Genomic DNA, 5109 nt, shown 5'->3' on the forward strand with positions numbered 1-5109 from the left:
GCGCATCTTGAGGCGTGGCTGTGGGGGCAGCGCGAGGGGTGGGATGTGGCTCCATTTGAGGCATCTGCCTATGTGCAGGCTGAACGCAACATGGTGCTGCGATTGCTCACATACAAAATTGGATCGCTTAACGAGATGCTGGAGGCGAAGATTGTGGCGTTGAACTCCGCGCAGTTGGACGCGCTGAGCAAGGCACTGCTCGCTTTCACAACACAGGCCGAGCTTGAGGCGTGGCTGCGGGAGCAGGGTGGGGGGTAGATTGGTAGAGACGTTTTCGCTTTAGCGCTGTACCCATTGCTGGGATGGCGCTAAAGCGCTTGTTAGGGATGGTTCGTAGCGACTTTACCGTTACTCTACCTTCTCACCAAAGGCAGATAGACCGCAGATGGCTGCTGTGGTGGCGCACCAAGCGCACCGCGCACATGCCAGATATCGAAGGACTGACCGTGCCTTGCCGCAGCAGATGGCTTACTATAGACTGCCAAGATTTCACTATCTTCAGCGCTGGCAAGACTAATCCCGACACGATCTTGGTGAGCGGTATCAAGCAAACCGTTGTCAGGTGTAGCTGTTGTTGCTCCATCTCGAAAACGCAACAAGCGCCCATTCGCCGCAACCCGTTGCAAACGAATTTCAGAGAACAAGCCCCATGGTCGCTCCGCAAAAGTTGCGTTACCTACCACATATTCATTGTCTCCAGGTACGAAAACTACATCCAGAAATCCAGTTGGTGTCTGGTCGAAACGTGGATCGGTAAATGCAACCATATCGATCTCGAAAGGCTCCGCCAAGGTACCATTAGACGCCATCGTCCGTCCTTTGGTTGACCATAATGGTTCTGCGACTTCACCTTCACGTTCAAACCAAACTGACAAAAATCCAGTAGCACTAGCGGCAACCCGTGGTCGGGCGGTCCATGTCGTATTGGCATCTTTATTCTCATAATCTTGGGTTGCTGCCAGTACGACATTATCACCAACTGCCACCAAATTCGGTGTCAGCCGTTGGCCATAGACAGCCAGTGCATAGGCTGCATCGCTTTCGCGGCGGTCTTCCCAGACCACCATATAGTGATTCTGTGCAGGATGCAGCGCCAAGTGAGGACGGAAGGCACCAACTGCAGGCGAGATCACTTGTTCATGGAGAATCTCAACCTCACCAGCGCTGCTGAGGGTAAACGATTGGGCGACAATACGACTTGTGCTTGTGCGATCATTCCCACAATCGGCAGTATTGGCACCGCCCAGTGCTGGTGGTAGATAGTCGGTACCTGCAACCGCTACAAGCACAAATTGTCGGCGCACGGTATCATACTGCATATGGGGTGAGTGATAGGAGGTCTCACCACTGAGCAAGACGATGTCGCGGCTATTTGTCGCAGTATGCACTGGTTGGAGTGCAACCGTGCAGTTGCGGCCTCGAACTGACCAGGCAACTGCAAAGCTACCATTGCCTGCTGCCACACTAGGCAATGCCCCGCGGGCCGCGGTTGATCTATCGGAGATACGAAATTCTTGATCCAGTGGACGACCATACCGATCCAGCAAGCGGCCATACACATCAAAGCCTGATGAACTGGAGCTTGCATGGCGGGCCGACAGCCAGACCACTAAGTAGCGCTTGGTGGTGGGGTCATAGGCAGCGACCGCATACGTATCAATATCACGCGCATCACCACGCCCGCTTGCGCCCCCGATATGGGTTGGTGCATTGAGCACTGCGGGTACACTTGCCAAGGGATTGGCGGCATGTGCATTGACGATCAGCATACTTCCTAGCAAGCACAAACAGATACCTACTGCGATGGGCCAACGCCAGTTTCGATACCGCATAATCGGCGTCACAAACTTCTGTATATTCATAGTGTGCCTTGCCTAACGGGTAATCATCGGCAGATAGACGGCATAGGTAGCGTTGTTCAGATACTCCCAAGCTTCGCTATAGGTCATGCCCTCCAACGTTTGGAAGTTGGTGCGTTGCAGTTCCTGATCGATTGTCTCGGCCAAGGCGCCGCCATCCTGTTCACGATCCTGACGTGCCAGATCCTGCAAGAAGGTGATGAGTTCTTGTACATCATTGGCAGTGACAATTTCATCAGCCGCATCGGGATCAACGAGGGATTGCATGCCGGGCTGAGTACTCTGCAGCAAATGGGCGGCCTGAGTACGTAGCTGGGCATCACTCAGGATGAGTGCCCCAATGCGATCACTATGCTCTTCGTACAGGTTGCGGTAATGCTGTCCAAGCGCTTCATTATCCATAACCTGATCGCGCACTTGGTAGAGCGTGACGGCAATATCCAGTGCCTGCACTGCATCCGCAAAGAGCGAGCGCTCGGCTAACACTTGGGTAGCGGCACACGAGCAGTTATTGGTCGGTGGATTCCAGTTGTTGGTGATCCCCACATAGCGGAAACCACGCTCAACCGCTACATATTCATCACTATCACGTTCGTACAAATCGGTAGTAGCACTGAGCGCAGCGGCACGAGCATCACGTAGGCTCGAGCGTGGCTGCAAATAGACGGTGAGCGCACGGTAGAAGATCTGTTCAGCCTTATCTTTCCCAATATCGGTTGCAATCAGATAGTAGGCATGGTTCGTAATCCCACTATTGGTATGTACCCCCTGGTTGTTTGAACAGGTGCGCTTCCAGTCATCGGTATGCGCTGGTTGCCCATAGCGTTCGGGATGGCTCATGGAGCGCAGGGCATCGGCACCACCAAGCAAACGGATCGGAATATCTTCGCCAATCAGCCAGTTATCGCGGTCTACCATCGCTGCAAAAATATCCGAGAAGCTTTCGTTCAAGGCACCGGATTGCCAGCGGTATTCTAGATTGGCTGTATGTTGGGTTACCGCGTGTGTCCATTCATGGGCAACAACATCTTTAACCGCCAACCCGGTACCATAAGCGGTATACAGATTAACCCCCTCCCAGAAAGCATTGACATAATTGGTGCCATAATTCACCGTTGAACGCATCACGGTACCTTGACCATCAAAGCTGTTGCGTCCGTGAACATTGTAGAAATAGTCGAACGTTTCACGGGTAAAGTTGTGGGCGTTGTCAACTTCAGTTCGTCCTACTGGAGGGTTATCGTCTACTCGTACTGGCGTCCGTGGAAATATTCTGGTGCCTCGTGAGTCAAAAGTTTCAATGCGTGGTGTGTTCTGCACAGGTTCTAGGGTGGCGAAGGTTGTAGCGGTTGCATCTAAGCTCAACGCAACTGCTGCCTCTGGTGTGCTAGCATGCGGATCAGCGATCAGTGTCCCCAGGGTAGCACGCTCAATAATGTCCAACAAAAACGGCTCGGTTGCATCCACAACATAGCGCGCCGGTGGCCCATCAGGTCGGCTGAGATCAACGAGCCAGACCAACTGGCCTTGTGGGAGGGGTAGATAGTTATCGCCGGTATAAACTACGAGTGTTGGCGGGCTCACGGCATTACCGCCTTGTGCAACGGCTTGGGCGATTGCTAGTGCTTCATCTGCGCTTACGGTTGGCTCAATTGCGGTGAGCCCTAGATCGGGGATTACACCATTGGCTGCGGCGACGATGGCCTGATCATGGATGTGAACACGCATGATCGCATTGTGAACCGGGATGCCATGGTAGACCTGTTGCAGGGTAACATGATCCATCCCTAAGCTGTCTTGCTCACTAGCAACAACGACGAGTTCCCGATCCGCCTGCTGAAGCCGGAACAGATTGGCATAGGTTTGGGCAAAATCCAGTGCGATCTCTTCAGCACTTGCATCGGCTTGAAGTGACACTGAGTTAATTGGTATTTCACCATACACAAAACTAGGTGTGTTCGTGTGAATATTCCAGACAATTTCAAGCTCACCAACAGCATCCTGCTGCATTCGGTTGAGTGCAGTTTGAGCCGTTGCGGAGGTGGTTATACCTGATGGTACTATTCCTCCGGCAAATACAAGAATGGCGACAAGGGCTACGAGCAATACCAGTGATGTGCGCTTCATACCATGCTCCTTACGCAAAATCCATATAGCTAGCTACACAGCACATGCGCCATATAGCCGTAGAAGGGAAGGGTACAGAAACGAGAAAATAGAAAATAGGTTTGCGGCATCAGGATGCGCTGAATACCTCCAGACTGTAAAGTACCCTGAAACCTTCCCTAAGCGTTAATACGCTTGAAATCCATCGCATCGCTTATGGCTGACCTTGATTCAAGATAAGGCCATCAAGTTCTTCCAACACTGGGATCAGTGCTGCAGGCAATTCTGGATCGGCGATCCGCACGGTATGCCGCTGATAACGCAATTCATAATGGATATAGTCTGCGCCCTGGTTGGTTGACGCTGAACGCAGACTCGAGAATGGTATCTGATCGAGAGTACTGGTTAGATCTGTAACATCATTCGGATCAATCATAAATGTGCTTTCCTGACCTTTCCGCTCCAACTCAACCTGGCCATTGGTATACAACCGCAGATGATCGTCAAGGTTGAGCATACCGCCTGTGCGCCGATAGCTTATCACGAGATCATCAGTGCTGGCATTTTGGTTGCATCCAGTATTGAGTAAGCAACCGCAGCCAGCAATGAGTACGACGATGATGTATTTGAACACATCTTCCCCTTTCGATCTTGAGCATTTTGAAAAGAACCGAAATTAATCAGGTAGTGGGGTCAAGTGTACACTACTACACACTGGCTACATCTTACAAGTAAATTCATAATATTACTATACGCCCTTTCGGTCTAAGAAGATGGTCTTACACCTCCATAGTACCGTGCGACCGCTGCGGTGCGGTTGGGGACACGTAGCTTCTGGCAGGCGCTACGCAGGTAGTGCTTTACAGTGGATGCTGAAAGGCCCATGATCTGGGCGATCTGATCATTGGTGCAGCCTTGAGCCGCAAGTTGGATTACGCGATGCTCTTGGGGGGTAAGGTTGTTCATGGTTTTGGTACTGAAGATTGGCTTGTGTTCTTGTCTTCAGCAGAGTAAAGTCTCACCAAGAACTTTTTCCAAGGCAAAAGCGTATCTTTTGGCCTCTTCCAGCGGTAGATCTTATAGAGACTGTTGTACCGTGAGGAGTGGCTATGGATGCACAGACCGCTGCCGATGTTGATGGGGC

The 5109-nt window shown here is 51.8% G+C and carries 6 protein-coding genes; 1 reads left to right on the plus strand and 5 read right to left on the minus strand.

Annotated elements, in window-relative coordinates; translation table 11 throughout:
- Positions 1-258 (plus strand): DUF4351 domain-containing protein (locus CJ255_RS20945; RefSeq protein ID WP_124682045.1); only part of this gene is annotated, 258 nt, incomplete at its 5' end.
- Positions 259-353: 95 nt separating this feature from the next.
- Here the strand turns inward: CJ255_RS20945 and CJ255_RS20950 are convergent.
- From CJ255_RS20950 to CJ255_RS24225, 5 genes are all read right to left on the minus strand, one after another.
- Entirely contained in the window at positions 354-1769 is a 1416-nt protein-coding gene (locus CJ255_RS20950; RefSeq protein WP_097646024.1) for a hypothetical protein, read from the minus strand.
- Positions 1770-1874: 105 nt separating this feature from the next.
- On the minus strand, positions 1875-3986 hold the full coding sequence (locus tag CJ255_RS20955) for a M4 family metallopeptidase (protein ID WP_097646025.1): 2112 nt from the start codon (positions 3984-3986) through the stop codon (positions 1875-1877).
- A 193-nt stretch (positions 3987-4179) separates the two neighbouring features.
- Entirely contained in the window at positions 4180-4599 is a 420-nt protein-coding gene (locus CJ255_RS20960) for a hypothetical protein (protein WP_097646026.1), read from the minus strand.
- A gap of 131 nt (positions 4600-4730) precedes the next feature.
- Complete coding sequence (locus CJ255_RS25010; protein WP_165774863.1) at positions 4731-4931, minus strand: response regulator transcription factor; 201 nt, start codon at positions 4929-4931, stop codon at positions 4731-4733.
- Positions 4928-5109, minus strand: a 182-nt coding sequence (locus CJ255_RS24225; RefSeq protein ID WP_217352511.1) for a hypothetical protein, incomplete at its 5' end; no start/stop codon positions are given. The genes CJ255_RS25010 and CJ255_RS24225, both read right to left, overlap by 4 nt.

Origin of the sequence: Candidatus Viridilinea mediisalina (assembly GCF_002532535.1) — a bacterium.
Lineage (GTDB): Bacteria > Chloroflexota > Chloroflexia > Chloroflexales > Chloroflexaceae > Viridilinea > Viridilinea mediisalina.